Source organism: Streptomyces sp. CC224B (assembly GCF_030010595.1).
GTDB classification, from domain to species: domain Bacteria; phylum Actinomycetota; class Actinomycetes; order Streptomycetales; family Streptomycetaceae; genus Streptomyces; species Streptomyces longispororuber.
Genome location: NZ_JASCXL010000103.1, coordinates 15,871 through 33,038, shown reverse-complemented (window position 1 = coordinate 33,038; position 17,168 = coordinate 15,871). Strand labels below are relative to the sequence as shown.

Here is a 17,168-nt window from a genome sequence, read left to right as displayed (position 1 = left end):
CACCCGCGAACGAATGGCGCTGGACACCGACTCCCGCGTCCTGCAGGTGGCCTCACCCAGCTTCGACGCGGCGTTCTTTGAGCTGATACAGACCCTGACCATCGGAGCCGCACTGGTCGTACCAAGCCAGAGCCGCCTCATCGGCGACGACCTCCACCGCATCCTCGCCCAGCGGCACATCTCCCACGTGACGCTGCCACCCAGCGTCGCCGCAACACTCCCCCCAGAAGCCCCGCACACCCTGACCGACCTGCGCGTGCTGACCGTGGGCGGTGAAGCATGCCCACCAGGACTCCCCGCACGGTGGGCGGCGCCGGGCCGCCGCTTCATCAATGGTTACGGGCCCGCCGAGACGACGGTGTGCGGCAGCATCAGCGCCCCGCTCACCTCCGACCACGTCCCGATCGGCACCGCCGTGGCCGACAACCGGGTCCGCGTCCTGGACCACCACCTCATCCCGGTGCCGCCCGGCACACCGGGCGAGCTCTACATCGCCGGCCCCAGCCTGGCACGCGGCTACCTGAATCAGCCCGCACTGACCGCCGAACGCTTCGTCGCCGACCCGTACACCCCGACCGCATCCCGCATGTACCGCACCGGCGACATCGTCCGCCGCGGCACCGACGGCCAACTGGAATACCTCGGCCGCACCGACGACCAGGTCAAACTGCGCGGCCTGCGCATCGAGCCCGGCGAGGTCGAGGCGGTGCTCGCCGGACACCCCGGCATCGCCCAGGCGGTCGTGGTCGTGGGCGAGAACCGCGGGGCCGCACAGCTGGTGGGCTACGTGGTGCCCGCGGCCACGCAGCCGACCGGGACCGAGGACCTCGACATCACCGCCGGAGTCTCCACCAGCGAACTACGCCGTTTCGCCGCGACACGGCTGCCCGACTTCATGGTCCCCGCCGCGTTCGTCCTCCTGGACGAGCTGCCCCTGACCGCCAACGGCAAGCTGGACCGCGCAGCGCTGCCCGCGCCGCAGTTCACCGGCGGCGCATACCGAGCTCCTCGCACCGAGGCCGAGCGCATCCTGGCCGCCGCGTACGCGGAGGTGCTGGGAGTGGAGCGGATCGGCAGTGACGATGACTTCTTCGCCGTCGGCGGCGACAGCATCCGCTCCATCCAGGTGGTCTCGCGCGCCCGCGCGCACGGTGTCGAGATCACGCCGCGGCAGATCTTCGAGCAGCGCACGGTGGCCCGGCTGGCAGCGGCGGCGTTACGTGCCCCGGCGGGCTCGGTGCTGCAGGAGTTCGACGGCGGCGGGGTGGGGCCAATGCCGCTGCCGCCCATCGCTCGGCACGTCAGCGAACTCGGCGGCGACTGGCAGCAGTTCGCCATGTTCGCGCTGGCCGAGCTCCCTGTCGGCATCGACGGTGCCGGACTGGCCACCGCCCTGGCCACGGTCCTCGACCACCACGACATACTGCGCTCCTCCCTGGAGTCCACCGGCGACGGGATCCTGCAGGTCGCGAAGACGGGCTCGGTGGACGCCGCCGCGCTGCTCCACCGCGTCGCCTGCGACGGCCGCTGGGACGCCCGGTGGCAGCGCGTCGCCCAGGCCGAACTGGATGCTGCTACAAAGCGGTTGCGCCCTGCTACCGGGGTGATGGCCCAAGCCGTGTGGTTCGACCCGGCGCCCGGTGGCGGCGCGGGCCGGCTCCTCCTCGTACTCCACCATCTGGTGGTGGACGGCGTGTCCTGGCGCATCCTGCTGCCGGATCTCGCCGCTGCCTGGTCCGCGGTCCACGCGGGCGCGCCCCCGGCCCTTCCGGCGGTGACGACCTCCGCGCGGCGCTGGGCGCACGCGCTCGAGGCGGAGGCGGCCAGCAAGGCCAGAGCTCGGGAACTGCCGCTGTGGCACTCCGTCCTGGACGGTCCTGACCCGGTGCTCGGCACCCGGCGGCTCGACCCCGCGGTGGACCGGATGGACACCGTGGACACCGTATGCGTGCGGCTTCCGGCACCGGTCACCGACGCGCTCCTCACCGCGCTGCCCGCGGCGTTCCGCTGCGGCGCCCGGGACGGGCTGCTTGCGGCCCTCGCGGTAGCTGTCGCCCGCAGGCAGGCGGCGCGCGGAACGGGCGAGCCGCCGTTGTCGTCCGTGCTGCTCGGGGTCGAGGGGCACGGCCGCGAGGAGAGCATCGTGCCCGGGGCAGATCTGTCGCGTACGGTCGGCTGGTTCACCAGCCTGTTCCCCGTACGCCTCGACCTGACGGGGTGCGATCTCGACGAGGTGCGCGCCAGCGGGCCGGCCGCTGGAGATCTGCTCAAGTCCGTCAAGGAACAGCTCCTCGCCATACCCGACCACGGCATCGGCTTCGGGCTGCTGCGGCATCTGAACCCGGAGACCGCCGCGGAACTGCGCCAGTATCCCGCGCCGCAGATCGAACTCAACTACCACGGCCGCTTCTCCGCCGCCGACATGCCCGAGCACCTGCGCGGGTTTGGCTTCCATGACATCACCGCCGGCTCAGGGCTGACGACACCGGCGAACGGCATGCCCGCGCTGGCCCCGCTGCACATCGAGGCGCTCGTGGCGGACACCGCCGAGGGGCCGCGGCTGGAGGCCGAGTGGAGCTTTCCCCCCGGTGTACTCCCGCGCGAGGAGGCGCAGCAACTGGCCGAGGAGTGGTGTGCGGCCCTGGAGGGCCTGGCCCGGCACGCCGTAGCTCCCGGCGCGGGCGGGCTCACTCCGTCGGATGTGCCGCTGGTGGCGGCGGGGCAGCGCGAGATCGATCAGTGGGAGCGGCAGTTCCCTGGGCTCGCAGAGGTGTGGCCGCTGACCCCGCTGCAGTCCGGCTTCCTCTTCCACACGCTCCTCGCCGACGCGTCCTTCGACGCCTATCAGATACAGTTGGTCTTTCACCTGCGCGGCCCCGTGGATCCGGCACGGATGCGTACGGCAGGGCAGGCGCTCCTCAACCGGTATCCCAATCTGCGGGCGGCCTTCGTGCCCGGCACGACCGGGGACCCGGTGCAGCTGGTGGCCCACGACGTGGACCTGCCCTGGCGGCACGCCGATGCGATCGGCCTGGACGAGGCCGGACAGGCAGCGGCCGTCGAGGAGTTCGCGGCGGCGGAACTGGAGAGCCGCTTCGACCCGACCGTCCCGCCGCTCCTGCGCCTTGGCTTGGTGAGCCTGAGCCCCAACCGGTCGGAACTCGTCCTCACGGCACATCACCTGCTGCTCGACGGCTGGTCGTTCCCGCTCCTCATCGAGGACCTGCTACGCCTGTACGGTTCCGCGGGGGACGCCTCCGGGCTGCGGCGGGCGCCCGAATACCGGGACTTCCTGCGCTGGCTGTCCCAGCAGGACGAGGAGGCGGCTGCCCGCGCCTGGGCCGCGGAGCTCGACGGCGTGGACGGGCCGACGCTGCTGGCCGCGCCCGGCGCCGCCGCAGCCGAGAAGACCGCACCAGCAGCCGCCCGCTACGGGCACGTCGAGGTGCCGCTCGGCCCGGACACCGCCGACGCGCTGTCCCGGCAGGCGGCCAGGCTCGGGATCACCCTCAACACCCTGGTGCAGGGCGCCTGGGGGATGCTGCTCGCCGGCCGCACCGGACGGCAGGACGTGGTGTTCGGCGCAACGGTCTCAGGACGCCCGGCCGGAGTGCCCGAGGTGGACACGATGGTCGGCCTGTTCGCCAACACCATTCCGATCCGGGTGCGCTGCGCCCCCGGCACCACCGTCGCCGAGGTCCTCACCGATCTGCAGCACCGCCAGGCCCGGCTCCTCGATCACCACCATTACGGCCTGCCCGGCATCCACCGGGCCACCGGCACGAGCGTCCTGTTCGACACGCTCGTTGCCTTCGACTCGTACCCCGTGGACCGGATCGGCCTCACCGACGCGCACGCCGCCGCGGGCATCGAGATCACCGGCCTGCGCCCACTGACCACCACCCACTACCCACTGACCCTGAACGCCGCCCTCGCCCCGCACCTGCGCCTGACACTGGAGCACCGGCAGGACGCCCTCGACCGCGGCACGGTCCAGCGCATCGCGGACAGCCTCCAGCGGATCCTCGCGCAACTCGCCGACGACCCCGACGGCCTGGTCGGGCGGACGGCCGTGCTCGGCCCTGCCGAGCGGGACATGGTGCTGCGCCGGTTCAACGACACCGGGATGCCCCTCCCCGGCATGACCGTGCCCGGCCTCATCGAGCGGCAGGCGGCCCGCACCCCGGACGCGACCGCCGTCGAGCACGGCGCCCGTACGCTGACCTACCGGGAGCTGGACGGGTGCGCCAACCGGCTCGCCCGGGAGCTGATCGCGCGCGGGGTCGGCCCAGAAACTGTCGTCGCCGTGTCGCTGCCCCGCTCGGCGGATCTGGTGGTCGCCCTGCTCGCTGTGCTCAAGGCCGGCGGCGCCTATCTGCCGGTCGACCCGCGCTACCCGGGCGCACGCCTAGCGCACATCCTGGCCGACGCGCAACCGGTGCTGCTGCTCACCGACACGGAGCGCCTCGGCTCCCTGCCGCGCACCGAACTGCCCCGCCTCCTGCTGGACACTCTGGCGCCGGCCGGTGCCGAGGACGCGCGCGTGGAGCGGGACCTGAGCGGTGCCAACGCGGCCTACGTCATGTACACATCCGGCTCGACCGGCGTGCCCAAGGGCGTCACCGTCACCCACGAGGGCGTCGTGGGCGGTGTGCTCCAGCTCGCCGAGCGCACCGGCATCACGGCGGGCACCCGCACGCTCGCGGGCACCTCGGTCAACTTCGACGTCTCCGTGTTCGAGATGGTCACCACCCTCGCTCACGGAGGCACCGTCGAGGTCGTACGCGATGTGCTCGTCCTCGGCGAGCGCGACGGCTGGCGCGGCGGCGTCATCTCCAGTGTGCCCTCGGTCTTCGCCGAGCTCCTCGACCGGGTCGGAGGCCGCATCGCCGCCGACACGGTGGTGTTCGCCGGTGAGGCACTGCCCGCGTCCCTGGTGCGCCGCGTGCGCGACACCCTCCCCGGCATCCGCATCGTCAACGCCTACGGCCAGACCGAGTCGTTCTACGCCACCACCCACGCCCTGGCACCGGACGACGAGCCCACGGCGAGCGCCCCGATCGGTGTCCCGCTCGGAAACATGCGCTGCTACGTCCTCGGCCCGGCCCTTGAACCGCTGCCGGTGGGCGTGGTCGGTGACTTGTACGTCGCGGGCAACATCGGCCGCGGCTACCACGGGCGGGCGGGCCTGACGGCCGAGCGGTTCGTGGCCGACCCGTATGCTCCGGGACTGGGCGCGCGCATGTACCGCACCGGCGACCTGGCCAGCTGGAACGACCAGGGGCTCCTCGAGTACGCAGGCCGCGGCGACGCCCAGGTGAAGATCCGCGGCTTCCGTGTCGAGCCCGGCGAGATCGAGGCCTGCCTGACCGCCCATCCGGGCGTCGACCAAGCCGTCGTACTCCCCCATGGCACCGATAGTGCCCGGCGGCTGGCCGCCTACGTCGTACCCGTCGCGGCCGGCACCGCGCCGCCCCCCGACCAACTGCGGCACTTTATGGCCGAGCGGCTGCCCGACTACATGGTCCCCGGCGTCTTCGTCCCCCTCGACCGCCTCCCCCTCGCGCCCAACGGCAAGCTCGACCACCAGGCGCTCCCCGCCCCCGAGCTCGTCGCCTCCGCCCCCCACCGGGCGCCGCGCACGCCGCGGGAGGAGGCCCTGTGCGCACTGTTCGCGGAGGTGCTCGGCGTCGAGAAAGCCGGGATCGACGACAACTTCTTCGACCTGGGCGGGCATTCGCTGCTGGTCACACGACTGGTGAACCGGATACGGGCGGCTCTCGGGGTGGAACTGCCGATCCAGGTGGTGTTCGAGGTCCCGACGGTGGCGCAGCTCGCGGAGCGGGTGGATGCGGGCGCCCGGTCCTCGCGCCCCGCGCTGCGGCGGGCGAAGGGGCGGCCCGAGCAGGTGCCGCTGTCGTTCGCACAGCGCCGGCTGAAGTACCTCGACGCGATCGAGCCGCTGCCGACCTATCACCTGCCGTTCGTGGTGCGCCTGAGCGGCCCCCTCGACACGGACGCGCTGGGGTCTGCGCTGCGGGATGTGGTGCTGCGGCACGAGAGTCTGCGGACCGTGTACCCGGCGGACGACGGGGATGTCGCCGTTCAGGTGGTGCTGCCTGCACACGAGGTCGCCCTTGAGGCGCCGGTGCAGGAGGTGGCGCCGGAGGCAGTGTCCGCCGCGGTCGCCCAGGAGATCGGCCGTCCTTTCGACCTCGCCGCGGAGATTCCGGTACGGGCGCGTGTACTGCGGTGCGGGCCGCAGGAGCACGTACTCGTGCTGTTGCTGCACCACATCGCCGCGGACGGCGAGTCGATGGCGCCGCTGGCACGGGACCTGAAGGCCGCCTACGACGCCCGGCTACGGGGCGGGGTGGCGCAGTGGGACGACCTGCCGGTGCAGTATGCGGACTACGCACTGTGGCAGCGGGAGCTGCTCGGTGACGAGGACGACCCGGACAGCGTGCTCGCGAGTCAACTCGCCTACTGGCGTGGCGAGCTCGAAGGGATGCCGCAGCTGTCGCAGCTGCCGCTGGACCGCTCGCGCCCGCCGGTGGCCAGCCACCGGGGTGACACGGTCGCCTTCGCCATCGGCCCCGACGTGCTCGCCGCCGTCGAGGAGGTGGCGCGGGCCCAGGGCGCGACGGTGCCGATGGTCCTGCAGGCCGCGCTCGCCGTCCTGCTGCAGCTGCGGGGCGGCGGTGACGACCTGGCCATCGGCGTACCCATCGCCGGGCGCACGGACGACGCGCTCGCGGATCTGGTGGGCTTCTTCGCCAACACGTGGGTGCTGCGGGTCGCCCTGGCGGGCAACCCGACGTTCGCGTCCGTGGTGCGGCAGGTACGGGACAAGGCCGTCGGCGCGTACGACCACCAGGACGTGCCCTTCGATCGGCTCGTGGAGGCGCTGAACCCCGAACGGTCCGCCGCCTACCACCCGCTGTTCCAAGTGGCGTTCTCCTGGCAGACCGGTGTGAGCCGACTCGAGCTGCCCGATCTGCGGGCAGTCCCGGAAGCGGTCACGACCGGCACCGCGAAGTTCGATCTGCTCTTCCACTTCGAGGTCGGTGCCGAGGACGGACTGCGGGGCCTCGTCGAGTACGCCACCGACCTGTTCGAGCCAAGCACGGCGCAGGACCTCGCGGACCGGTTCGTGCACCTCGTCACGGAGCTGACGGCCAGGCCGCAGACGCCGCGCGACGCCATGGACGCCCTGACGCCCGCTGAACGGCACCGGCTCCTGCACAAGATCAACGACACGGCCGTGCCCACACCGGACGCGACGGTGCCCGCGCTCTTCGCCCGGCAGGCAGCGGCCGAACCGGACGCGGTCGCGGTGGTCAGCGGCGCGGAGTCGCTGACCTACCGGGAGCTGAACGCGCGCGCCAACCGGCTCGCGCGCGAACTGGTGCGGCGCGGCGTGGCAGCCGAGTCGGCAGTGGCGGTGGCCGTGCCCCGCTCGCCCCAGTACGTGGTGGCGGTCCTCGCCGTCCTCATGGCCGGCGGCGCCTACGTGCCGCTGGCTCACGACCACCCGCCGGAGCGTCTCGCCTTCATGCTCCGCGACGCGCGGGTCGCGCTGCTCGTCACCACGTCGGAGGTGGCCGCCGGGCTGCCTGCGGGCGCCTGCCCCCGCATCGTGGTCGACGACCCCCGCACCGCCAGGGCCGTCGCCGCACAGTCGGGCGACGACTGTCCCGACGCGGGCTGCCCGGACCGGTTGGCGTATGTCATCTACACCTCCGGGACGACCGGATTGCCCAAGGGCGCGGGGGTGAGCCACCGCGCCGTGGTGGATCTCGCGGCGGACCGGCGCTGGCGTGGCGGCGGCCACGACCGGGTGCTGATGCATTCGGCGCCGACATTCGACATCTCGTGCTACGAGCTGTGGGTTCCGCTGCTGAACGGCGGCACGGTCGTGGTGGCACCGGCCGGACAGCTGGATGTCGGTGCCCTTGCCGGGGTGTTGGCCGAGCAGCGGGTGACCGCAGCGTTCATGTCCTCCGGGCTCTTCGGGGTGCTCGCCCACGAGCGGCCGGAGAGCTTCGCCGGCATGACGGAGGTGTTGGTCGGCGGTGAGCTGGTGCCCGCAGAGCCGGTGGCGCGGGTGCTGCGGGCCTGTCCCGGCGTCACGGTCGTCAACGGCTACGGGCCCACGGAGGCGACGGTGTTCGCCGTCACTAACGGGATCACCGACGCCGGCCAGGTCGGTGCGGTGTTCCCGATAGGGCGGCCGCTGGACAACACCCGCGCCTATGTGCTGGACGACCGGCTGCGGCCCGTGCCGCCGGGTGTGGACGGCGAGCTGTATCTCGCGGGGTCGGGACTGGCACGGGGCTATGTGTACCGGCCGGGTGTGACGGCCGAACGGTTCGTGGCCTGTCCGTTCGCGGGCACCGGCGAGCGCATGTATCGGACGGGGGACGTGGTGGCGTGGACGAAGAGGGGCGAGCTGGTGTATAAGGCACGCGCCGACGACCAGGTGCAGGTTCGCGGCTTCCGCGTCGAGCCTGGCGAGGTGGAGGCGGCCCTGGTGGCCCACCCGGGAGTGGCCGGGGCGGCAGTGGCCGCGTGGCAGGGCCCGGGAGGTGCACAGCTGGTGGCGTACGTGGTTCCGGCCGCTCCGGCCGCCGGGCCGGGTGTGCCCGGTGAGGCCGTCGGCCGTGTCGAGGATCTGCGCAGGCATCTGGCGCGGCGGCTACCGGAGTACATGGTGCCGTCCGAGTTCATGGAGCTCGACGCCCTGCCGCTCACCAGGAACGGCAAGGTGGACCGGCACGCCCTGCCGGCCCCCCGGCGCTCCGAGGGGAGTGGGGCCGCCCGAGTCCTGCCGCGCACGGCTACCGAACGCGCGGTCGCCGCGATCTGGGCGGAGCTGCTCGGCCTGGACGAGATCGGCGTGCACGAGAAGTTCTTCGAGGTCGGCGGGACCTCCCTGTCCGTCCTCACGCTGAGTAACCGGCTGGCCGAACTGGGCCTGAAAGAGGCGCCATTGTCGGCCCTTTTCGAACACAACACGGTCGAGGCGATGGCCCGCCTCCTGGACGCCCGCACGGCCCGCGGAACTACAGACAGATTGGGGTATGAACTGTGACGCAACCGACCCGGGACGCCGTGGCGATCACCGGCGTGGCCGTGGCGTTGCCGGACGCCGACGATCTGGACGCGCTGCACCGGAACCTGCTCGACGGCCGCATCAGCGTACGGGCACCGGACAAAGAGCGGGTCCACTACGCCGGGGCGCCCACCGACGCCGATTACGTGGCGATGGGCTATCTGAACCGGATCGACCTCTTCGACTACCGGTTCTTCGGGCTCTCCCGGCGCGAAGCGGAGTTGATGGACCCGCACCAGCGCATGGCGGCCCAGCTCGCGCACCGGGCCATCGAGAACGCCGGCTACGCGCCGGGGGCCCTGAAGGGCTCGCGCACCTCCGTCGTCCTCAGCGCGCCAGAACCCCAGTACGCCACCCTGTACACCGATGACGACCCGCAGCAGATCCTCGGCGGGCACCCCTCCGCGGTGGCCGCGCGCATCGCCTACCTCTTCGACTTCGACGGCCCCAATCTGGTCGTGGACACCGCGTGCAGCGGCAGCCTCACCGCGCTCGCGGTCGCCGTGGGACAATTACAGGGCGGCCAAGCGGACCTCGCCCTCGCCGGTGGACTCAACCTCTATCCGATCCTGGTACCCGGGCGTGACCACAGGCCCGTAGTCGGCCTGGAGTCCCAGGGCGGGGTGTGCCGTCCGTTCGACGCCGGCGCGGACGGCACCACCGGCGGCGAGGGCGGCGGACTCGTCGTACTCAAACGACTGTGCGATGCGCTCTCCGACGGCGACCACATTCACGGCGTGCTGCGCGGCACGGCCGTCAACCACAACGCCTCCCGCGCCGCCAGCATGAGCGCACCGAGCGCCCGCGCGCAGGCCGAGGTGCTCGTCGAGGCCTGGCGGCAGGCGGGCCCTGGCTCGCTCGACTACATCGAGTGCCACGGTTCGGGCACTAAACTCGGCGACGTCATCGAGGTCGAAGGGCTGCGGCAGGCCTTCGCCGAGGCGGGCCGGAGCGACCCGTGCGGGATCAGCGGCGTCAAGGGAAACCTCGGACACCTCGACCACGCCTCGGGCATCGCCGGCCTCTTCAAGGTCCTGGCCGGGCTGCGGCACGGGACCCGGTACCCGAACCCCAACTTCGAGACGCCCAACCCGCTGATCGACTTCACCGGTCCGGTCCAGGTCGACGTGGCGGCCACGGCGTGGGAGCGCCGGGCGGACAGCACCCGCCGGGCAGGGCTGAGCGCCTTCGGCCTGACCGGCACCAACGTGCACGCCGTCATCGAGGAACCGCCCGCCGCGGAACCCGCCCCGGCGGCCCCGGAGCCCGCGGCCGAGCTGGTCACCCTATCCGCCAAGTCACGGACGGCCCTACAGACTTATGCGCGACGCGTCGCCGACTTCCTCGACCGAACCGGGCACCAGCTGCCGGATATCGCGCACGTGCTGAACCGCGGCCGTGACGACCACCCGTACCGCCTTGCCGTGACCGCGCACGACAACCAGGAGCTGGCTGCGCTGCTGCGCGCTCAGCACCCCGATGAGCGCGAACCGTCGGCGCAGGCCCCTGTGGTCTTCCTCCTCTCCGGAGACGCCGAACTCAGCGACGACACCTGGACGGGCCTGCGCGCGGCCTTCCCTCAACTCGCCTCTCCGGGTTCCGACTCCGGCTCCGGCTCCGAGGGCCCAGCGGACTCCGAGGACGATACGGACGCCACCTCGCCCGGTGCCCGGCTGCTCGCCCGGCAGCACGCGGCGTACCGACTCGCGCGCTCCTTCGGCCTGACCGAGGCGCGCCTGGTCGGCAACGGCATCGGCAACCTCGCGGTGCGTACCATCCAGGACCCCGCGACGGCCGAGGAATCCCGGCACAAGGCCGCAGAGGCGCCGCTCACCAGCCAGGTCGACGAGGGCGGCCTGCGCCGCGCGGTCCGCAGCCTCGCCGACGAGGGCGCGGTGCTGGTCGAGCTGGCCGCGGACGGCGCCCTGTCGCGGGAGATCACTCGGGTCGCGCCGGAGCTGCCGGTCGTACGCCTCTTCGCGGAACCCACGCGGCAGGGCGTGCTCACGGCCCTCGCCGAGCTCTACTCGCTCGGCGCGGACCTCGACTGGAGCCGCTACTACGCCGGCGCGCAGCGGCGCCGGATCGAGACGCCCACCTACCCCTTCGACGCCGACGAGGTCTCCTGCTGGTGCCGTCCGCCGGGCGGTCCACCATCCTCCCCTGGCGGTTCGGTCGGCGCGGCGGACGCCGGGCGGACGGCGGCTCAGGAGTGGGACGGCACCGACAGCGACCTGGAGCGGCAGCTGGCCGAGATCTGGGCGGGCATCCTCAAGGCCGAGAAGGTCGGCCCGGACTCGAACTACTTCGACCTCGGCGGCACGTCGATCGCCGGCATCACGGTGCTGCGTCAGGCCCAGGAGCTCTTCGGCGTGCGCCTCACCTTCAACGACCTGCACCAGCACCCCACGCTGCGCCAACTCGCCACGCGGATAGCCGCCCTGCGGGCCGAAGGACCGGGGCGGGACGACTGGACGATCACCCCGGTGCCGCGCCCCGGCCGGCTGCCGCTGTCGCTCAACCAGGAGCAGCTGTGGTACCTGGACCGCCTGACGCCGGGCACCGCGCTCTACAACATCCCGGTCCCACTGCGCTACACCGGCGAACTTGACCTCGACGCGTACCGGGCAGCGCTGAGTGACGTGGTGGGACGGCACGAAATCCTGCGCACCCGCATCCTGGACGAGGACGGCAGGCCGTACGCGCTCGACGCGGTGCCTGAGCCGCACCTGGCCTTCATCGACCTCGCGGCGCTGCCGGACGAACAGCGGCGCGCGGAGCTGTCACGGATGATGACCGAGGAGGCGACGGCACCGTTCGACCTCGCGAGCGGACCGCTGTTCCGCAGCTTGCTGATCAAGGTCGGCGAGCAGGACCACGTGATCCTGCACACCTGGCACCACATCATCTACGACGGCTGGACCCCCGCCGTCTTCTTCGGGGAACTGACCGCCTGCTACAACGCCCGCCGCGCCGGTCAGCGGCCCGAGCTGCCCGACCTGCCCGTCCAGTTCGCCGACTTCGCGGCCTGGCAGCGGGAGTGGCTGGACGAGGAGCGCACCGCGCGCGTACTGCGGTGGTGGAACGACGAGCTGCACGACCTGGACACCCGCGAATTGCCGATCGACCATCCGCGTCCGGCGGTGCAGTCCTTCCGCGGCGACACGGTGACGTTCGGCCTCGGGGAGGAACTGTCCGGGCAGCTGCGCGCCTTCAGCGTGCGCGAGAACGCGACGACCTTCGCCACCATGCTCGCCGTGGTCGACGCGGTCCTGCACCTGTGGGCGGGCCAGCGGGACGTGGTGGTGGGCGCGGCGACCACGGGCCGGTTCAATCCCGCCACCCACAACCTGATCGGCTACTTCAACAATGTGCTGCCGTTCCGCACGAAGGTCGATCCGGGCCTGAGCTTCCGCGACCTGGTGGCTCGCTGTGCGGCCACCGCCACCGGCGTACTCGACCACGAGGAGATCCCCTTCTCGAGGATCGTCGCCGCGACCGACCACCGCGATCCCTCACGGCACCCGGTATTCACAGTCTGCTACACCCACCAGAACACGGTAAGGGCTGGCTTCGAACTGGCGGGCCTGACCGGCGAGAGCCTCGACAGCCTCGGGGAGGACCTCTCGGGGATTGCGGGGGTCCCCCCGGGAACCTCCAAGTTCGACCTCACCTTCGGCCTGTACGACCAGGACGGCGGGGTGATGGACGGCTATCTGGAGTACGCGGTCGACCTGTTCGAGCCGGCCACCGCGCACCGCCTCGTCGACCTGTTCGTGAAGGTCGCCGCGGCCGCTATGAACAACCCGGACGTGCCCCTGGCGGAACTCCTCCAGGGGCAGGGTGAGTCCTCTGAGCCCTCTGAGTCCTCCCTCATCATCGGGGACCGGCGTGACCGGCCGGACGTGCGCCTGGTGAGCGAGGCCTTCCAGGAGCATGCCGCGCAGCGCCCAGACGAGATTGCCGTCGTCGACGCCACCGGCAGCCACACCTTCCGGGACATCGACGCGCGGGCCGACCACGTGGCGCGCCGGCTCGTCGAGCACGGCGTCGGACCGGACAGCGCCGTCCCGGTGGTCGCCGCACGCGGCGCCGACCTGGTGGTCGGCTGGCTCGCGGTGCACAAGGCGGGCGGGGCCTTCGCCTCCATCGACCCTTCGGTCCCCGAGCGGCGAATCCGGTCCATCCTCGCCGAGGTCGGCGCGTGCGCGCTGATCGTGGGTGAGGGCATGGCGGTCGAGGGCGGCGACGGCGTCCCGGTCGTCCCGATCACCGCCGACCCCGGTGACGAGAGCGCGGACGAGGGCGCGGACGCCGTGCCACAGCGGCGGGCCGGCGCCGCCAACCTGGCGTACATCTCGCACACCTCGGGCTCGACCGGGCGCCCTCAGGGCTGCGAGGTCGAGCACCGGGCGCTGCTCAACCTGCTGCACTGGTTCGGCGAGGAGGCGGGGCTGAAGTCCGCCGACCGCCTCGCACAGACGGTGTCTCCCGCCTTCGACATGGCGGTGCTCGAAATCATGTCGGCCCTGTACCACGGAGCGACGCTATGCTTCATATCGGACCTGCTGCAGACCCCGGAGAGCCTGCTGGGCGAGCTGGCCGAGCAGCGCATCACCGTGGCCTGCATGCCGACCCCCCTCGCCGAGCTGGTCCTCACCGACCTGCCCGACGTCCCGGACCTCGCCCTGCGCCTGCTGGTCACCGGCGGCGACCTGCTGCGCGTACGGCCGCCCCGGGAGGCTCCGTTCGCGGTGCTCAACATTTACGGACCGACCGAGTGCGCGGTCTGCGTGACCGCAGGCCGGGTGGCTGAGGCCGCGGCCCGTACCGGCGACCTCCCGGACATCGGACGCCCCCTCCCCAACACCCGCGTATACCTCCTGGACGGCAGGGGCCAGCCCGTTCCGCAGGGGGAGACTGGCGAGGTCCATCTCGGCGGCGCGCACGTCGGCCGCGGCTACCACCGCGGGCCCGGCCTGACCGCGGTCCGCTATGTCGCCGATCCCTTCGCCGACGAGCCCGGCGCCCGCATGTACCGCACCGGCGACCTGGCCGCCGTCCGCCCCGACGGCACCTTCGAGTTCCGGGGGCGCGCCGATGATCAGCTCCAGCTGCGCGGTCACCGCGTGGAGCCCGCTGACATCGAGCGGACTCTGATGCAGCACCCGCAGGTGCGCGAGGCCCTCGTCCTCGCCGAGCGGCAGCCCTCCGGCGCCCCGCTGCTGGTGGCCCACATCGCGGGCGAATCACTGCCCGACGAAGCGGAGCTGACGGCATGGGTGGCCAGGGAGCTACCGGAGCACATGCGGCCCGGCCGCGTACAACGCCATGACCAGCTGCCCCGGACGAGCAACGGAAAGCTCGACCGCAAGAGCATGAAGGAGAGCGCGGTGTTCGACCAGCACACGAGCGACGAGCTGACGTCGGTGACCACGGCCGTGGTCCCGGGAGCGGTCACCGACGCAGCGGGACGCGAGGCCGAGCGGATCCTCGGCGAGATCTGGGCGGACCTCCTCGGCGTCGCCCAAGTGGCGCCCGACGACAACTTCTTCAAGATCGGCGGAGACTCGCTGCTCAGCGTGAGCATCGCCGCGCGCGCCGCAAAGGCCGGGCTGCACCTCACCCCGCACGACGTCCTCCAGCACCCGACGCTGCGCGAGCAGGCCGCGGCGGCCCGGCCCGTTCCCGCTGCCGTGCCGGAGGCGGTCGCCACCGCCGCGACGGCGCCCGTGCCCGGCGAGCCGATCCCGCCGACGCCGCTGATCCGGGCCCTGCAGAACACCGCGCCCGACGGCGCCCTGGACTTCGTCTCACCCGCGGTACTGGAGACGGCCCCGGGCATCCAGGCGGACACGGTGCGCGCGGCGTTCGAGCGCCTCGTCGAGCTGCACGAGCCGCTGCGCTACCGCTTCCGGCACAACGACCTCGGCTGGCGCATCGAGTGTGCGGAGCGCGAGACCACGCCGGTCGTCGACGCCAGGGTGCTGCCGCCGCTCGACGAAGACCAACTGCAGGCGCGTATGAAGGCCGACTTCGACGAGCTGCTGGCGGACATCGACCTGCGACGTGGCCCGGTGCTCCGGGTGAGGTTCTACGACCGCGGCGCCGACCTGCCCGGTGTGATCCTGCTGGCGATCCACCACTTCGTCTACGACGCCCTGGCCATCGTGCCGCTGGTGGAGGACCTCGACGCCGCCCTGGCCGGGACTGGTCCCACCGCCGGGCGCCGCACCGCCTGGCGGGAATGGACGCATCTGCTGCGCGCCATGGCCACGTCCGACGAGGTGGCCGGCGAACTGCCGTACTGGAAGGGGATACTGAGCGCGGCGGAGGGGGCGGCGGAGCCCGTACCCGAGAACGGGGCAAAGGACGCAGCACCCGGACTCGTCCAGCGTGAGGTCGCGGCGGACCAGGTGGCGGCGCAGCTCACCGAGAGCGGTCAGGCAAGCCAGGCCGCCTCAATGGCCGCGGTCGCCGTGGCCTGGTCCCGGTGGCGCGGCCGGCCGGACGCCTTCCTGAGCACCCTGGGCATGGGCGCCTCGCCGCACGCCCTGTGGCACGGCGACCGCACCGCATCGATCGGCTGGTTCACCCACATGTTCCCGGCCTTCCTGCGGGTGGCGCCCGGGGCCGGCGTCGCGGAGGCCCTTCCGGCCGCCGCCGCGGCGCTGCGGTCGGTGCCCAACGACGGCATCGGATACGGCGTCGCGCGCCACCTCAGCCCCGAGACCCCCGCGGTGGCGGAGCTGCGGGCGCTGCCGGAGCCCCCGGTGCTAGTAGAGCACCTGGCCAGCGCCAACAACGGGCTCGCCAAGCTGGGCGGCGCCGCCGTCCGCATGCGCCGGTCGACGCTGCCGGGCCGACCGACCTCGCTGCTCAGCTACGTGCCAATCGTGGTCGAGACGCATGTGATGGGCGGAGTGCTCGAGCTCAACATCGTGCACCGTGGTTCGATCACCCAGGCCGAGATGGAGGCCTTCGCCGACCTCCTCGTCGAGGCCTTCGCCGAGCTCGCCGCCGCACAGAACGGGCACGGCTGAATGGCACTGCCGACAGCCTTCGCAGCGGTGGCGGTCCACCAGCCCGACGGCGCCCTGCCCGTCGCCGGGCTGCCGGGCCTCGACCGGCTCGGCGCGGCCGAACGCGAGACCTGCGCCCGGCTCGGCATCGACGAGGTCCGCGCGGACGACTCGCTGTCCGCGCTGGACCTCGCCGCCGGGGCCGCCGGCCGGGCCCTGACCCAAGCGGAGCTGACCGGGTCCGAGATCGGCGCACTGATCCTTATCGACTCCCGCGCCCCTGAGCAGTTGATGTCGTCGCATGCCACCCGGCTCCAGGCGCTGCTCGGCGCCGACGGGGCGCTGACGTTCTCCGTCGGCGGCCTCGGCTGTGTCTCGCTCACCCCGGCGCTGCTCGCCGCCCGCGGACTGCTCGCGGCCGACCGTGACCTGGACTACGTCCTGGTGGCACACGGCAGCAAGCCGCCGACCCCGCAGCGCTACCGGCACCCTGTGACCGTCAGCGGCGACGGCGGCGCGGCGGCGGTGATCTCTCGCAGCGGACCGGTCCGCATCCTCGACATCGTCCAGGAGACCAATGGCGAGTACTGGGACCTCTTCCACGTCGACTACCGGGACCGCCCCACCGCGCACTGGCGCGAGGAGTGCCGCGACCAGCGCACGTACTCCTTCAAACTCGCCGTGGAGACCCGCAACCGGCTGCGCGCAATGCACCGGCGGCTGCTCGAGCGCAATGGCCTCACGACGGCGGACATCTCCTGCTACCTCAGCCACAACCTCTCGCTGGGCGGCTTCCGGTTCACCGAGGAGTCACTCGGCATCAAGATCAGCACCACCTGCTTCGACAACCTCCGGCGATACGGCCACCTCGGCCCGAACGACGTCCTGGTGAACCTCCACACGGAACTCGAGCGCGGCGTCCTCGGCGACGGACAGCGGGCGGTCCTGATCAGCGCCAGTCCGGTCGCCGCGTGGAGTCTGCTGCTCGTGGAGATCGGAAACGGCACCGCAACCCACTACTTGTGAGAAAG

Annotated in this window: 3 protein-coding genes; all 3 read left to right on the top strand. The window is 72.3% G+C overall.

Annotated elements, in window-relative coordinates; genetic code table 11:
• Positions 1-13: 13 nt before the first annotated feature.
• The 3 genes from QK440_RS31895 to QK440_RS31885 are packed head-to-tail and all read left to right on the top strand — an operon-like array spanning position 14 to position 17,163.
• A complete protein-coding gene (locus QK440_RS31895) occupies positions 14-9,094 on the top strand; it encodes a non-ribosomal peptide synthetase (protein WP_282796723.1) in 9,081 nt (3,026 codons plus the stop codon).
• A complete protein-coding gene (locus tag QK440_RS31890; protein WP_282796722.1) occupies positions 9,091-16,158 on the top strand; it encodes a non-ribosomal peptide synthetase in 7,068 nt (2,355 codons plus the stop codon). The genes QK440_RS31895 and QK440_RS31890 overlap by 4 nt, the downstream gene beginning before the upstream one ends.
• Entirely contained in the window at positions 16,159-17,163 is a 1,005-nt protein-coding gene (locus QK440_RS31885; protein ID WP_282796721.1) for a 3-oxoacyl-[acyl-carrier-protein] synthase III C-terminal domain-containing protein, read from the top strand.
• The last annotated feature ends 5 nt before the right edge of the window (positions 17,164-17,168 follow it).

Excerpts from the sequence above, each read along its gene's own strand:
- QK440_RS31895 (WP_282796723.1), top strand. The coding sequence starts at position 14 with ATGGCGCTGGACACCGACTCCCGCGTCCTGCAGGTGGCCTCACCCAGC.
- QK440_RS31885 (WP_282796721.1), top strand. The coding sequence starts at position 16,159 with ATGGCACTGCCGACAGCCTTCGCAGCGGTGGCGGTCCACCAGCCCGAC.